This is a genomic window from Rhizobacter sp. P2_H2 (assembly GCF_056403375.1).
Map to the genome: position 1 here is coordinate 1 of NZ_JBFUFP010000731.1, position 2,830 is coordinate 2,830.

Annotated in this window: 3 protein-coding genes; all 3 read right to left on the bottom strand. The window is 71.0% G+C overall.

Annotation, left to right across the window (positions count from 1 at the left end; genetic code table 11):
- A partial coding sequence (locus AC1D15_RS25415; RefSeq protein ID WP_477828173.1) for an efflux RND transporter permease subunit occupies positions 1-1,165 on the bottom strand: 1,165 nt, incomplete at its 3' end.
- An 18-nt stretch (positions 1,166-1,183) separates the two neighbouring features.
- Positions 1,184-2,347 carry an efflux RND transporter periplasmic adaptor subunit gene (locus tag AC1D15_RS25420; protein ID WP_477828174.1) on the bottom strand — a complete coding sequence of 388 codons (1,164 nt, stop codon included), beginning with the start codon at positions 2,345-2,347 and terminating at the stop codon, positions 1,184-1,186.
- 226 nt (positions 2,348-2,573) lie between these two features.
- Positions 2,574-2,830, bottom strand: a 257-nt coding sequence (locus AC1D15_RS25425) for an aldo/keto reductase (protein WP_477828175.1), incomplete at its 5' end; no start/stop codon positions are given.

Here is a 2,830-nt window from a genome sequence, read left to right on the forward strand (position 1 = left end):
TCGTCATGAAGTTCAGCGTGAAGCCGAACGCGTACACCGCGATGAAGGACGAGATCACCGCGATCGGCAGCGTCAGGCCGGTGATCACCGTGCTGCGCCAGCTGTGCAGGAACAGGAACACGATCGCGATCGTCAGCAGCGCGCCTTCGACCAGCGTGTGCTTGACGCCCGTCAGGCTGCGCTCGACCCAGTCGCTGTCGGCGTACACCAGCTTCAGCTCGACGCCGGGCGGCAGGCTCTTGCGCAGCTCCTCGGCGGCCTCCTTGATGGCGGCGCCGGTCTCGACGATGTTGGCATCCTGCTGCTTGTAGACCTGGAACGAGATGGCCGGCACGCCGTCGACGCGCGACAGCGAATCGGGCTCGCGCTCGCGCTCGACCAGCTCGCCGAGGTCGGCCAGCCGCACCACCATGCCGTTGCGCGACGCGATCACCACGTCGGCGAAGGCCTTGGCGTCGCGCACCTTGCCCTCGACGCGCACGATCGCGTCCTCCTTCGCGCTGCTGAGCAGGCCGACCGGCATGTCGGCGTTGGCGCGCTGCAGCGCGGCGGACACGTCGGCCGGCGTCAGCTGGTAGGCGCGCAGGCGCTGCGGGTCGAGGTCGATGCGCACCTGGCGCACCGTCATGCCGCCGACGTCGACGCGTGCCACGCCGGCCGAGCGCTCCAGCCGCTTGCGCACCACCTGGTCGGCCAGCAGCGAGAGCTCGCGCGCGCTGCGGTCGGGCGCCAGCAGCGACAGGTAGACGGTGGGCTGCGCGTTGTCGCCGTCGAAGCGCGAGACGAACGGCGTCTTCGCGTCGCGCGGGAACACCGGCTGCACCGCCGCGACCTTGTCGCGCACGTCCTGCACCGCGCGCGTCATGTCGGCGCTGAGCTGGAACTCGACGACCGTCTCGCTGCGGCCCTCGAAGCTGTTCGAGCGGATCATCTTCACGCCGGAGATGCCGTTCAGCGCCAGCTCGATCGGGCGGGTCAGCTCGGTCTCGGTCGCGTCGGGCGAGGCGCCCGGGTAGGCGACGCTGACGAAGACGATCGGCGGCGAGATGTCGGGCAGGCGCTCGACGCGCAGCTGGCTGTACGAGAACAGGCCGAGCACGCACAGCGCGGCCATGATCATCGTCGCGAAGACGGGGTTGTTGATGGAGACGCGGGTGAACCACATGGCGGTCGGTCTCCAGGATCAGGAACTGGCGACGGCGGAGGCCGCCGACGTCGCGGAAGCGGCCTTCGGCGCCGTGCGCTGCGTGACGATCTTCGCCGGCTGGCCTTCGCGCAGGTTGTCGAAGCGCGCGCCGAGCACCTGGCTGTCGGCCGCGAGGCCCTTGGCGATCTCGATGCGGTCGCTCGCGGCATCCTTGCGGCCGGTGATCACGATGCGGCGCACCAGCGCGTCCTTCTCGAGCGTCCAGACGAAATCCTGGCCCGAGGCCTGGCCGACCGCGCTGATCGGCAACGTGAGGCGCGGCGCCTCGTCGGGCAGCACCACGCGGGCCTGCGCGTACTGACCGGCGCGGAACAGCTCCTGGCGGTTGTCCAGCACCACGACCACGCCGATCGCACGCGTGCCGGCCTCGGCGGCGGGGGCGATGCGGTCGATGCGGCCCGGCACCGGCTGGCCCTGCCCTTCCACCTGCACCTGCACCGGCTGGCCGGGCTTCAGCAGCGAGACCTCGTGCGTGCCGACGGTGCCGGCGAGCTCCAGCGTCGACAGGTCGACCACCGTCAGCAGCTGCTGCTCGGCGCTGACCTTCTCGCCGGGCACCACATGGCGCTTGCCGACGATGCCGGAGATCGGCGCGACCAGCGCCGCTTCCCTGACGCCGACGCGCGTGGTGGCCAGCTGGGCCTGCGCCGACTTGAGCTGCGCGCGCGCCGAATCGAGGCGGGCCTGCGACGACTGCAGCGCGGTCGGCGAGATGAAGTTCTGCGCCGACAGGCCGACGTTGGCGGCATGCGTGCGTTCGGCCTCGACCAGCGCGGCCTGCGCGGATTCGACCGATGCCGAACGGTCGGCGACGCGGCTCTGCAGGTCGGCCAGGTCGATGTCGCCGAGCAGCTGGCCGGCCTTGACGCGGCTGCCTTCGGCCACCTTCAGTTCGAGCAGCGTGCCGGTGGCCTTGGCGCGGATCACCGCGGTGCGCGGTGCGACCAGCGGCCCGGAGAACTCCACCACCAGCGGCATCGCGAGCTGCTTCGGCTGCACGACCTCGGACGCGACGAACTCGAGCGCGACGAGCGCCGGCTCCTTCTTCTTGTCGCCGCCCTCCTTCGAGCCGTTGCTGCGGCCGGGCACCAGCGCCAGCACGAGGCCGACGATGACCACCGCGCCGATCGCGCCGCCCACCCAGAGTCCACGCCGGGAGGTCCGTGATGATCCTCCGCCCACCGGCTGCTGCCCGTGTGAGGCGGCGCCGTGATCGTTGTGTGCTGTATTCATGGGCGGGAGTGTAGATTCGGCCCCCACCCGTCTGACAAGGTCTGCGACAGACTGCAGATTGGGGGGGCCGAGCCGTGAACCGGCCCGACGAATCGGTGGAACTTCGCGACGAACTGCGATCAGCGACGACGGATCACTGGTGCCCGGCGATCGGGTGCGGCTCGTAGCCTTCGCCGAGCGCCCGCAATTCGTCCGGCGGCAGCGACAGCTCGGCGGCCGCCACCGCCTCGTCGAGCTGCGGCAGCTTGCTGGCGCCGATGATCGGCGCGCTGACGCCCGGCTGGTGCAGCAGCCACGCACAGGCCAGCGTCGCCGGGCTGACGCCACGCTGCGCCGCCAGCGCCTTCAGCCGCTCCACCGTCTTGAAGTCGCTGTCGCGGTAGTACAGGG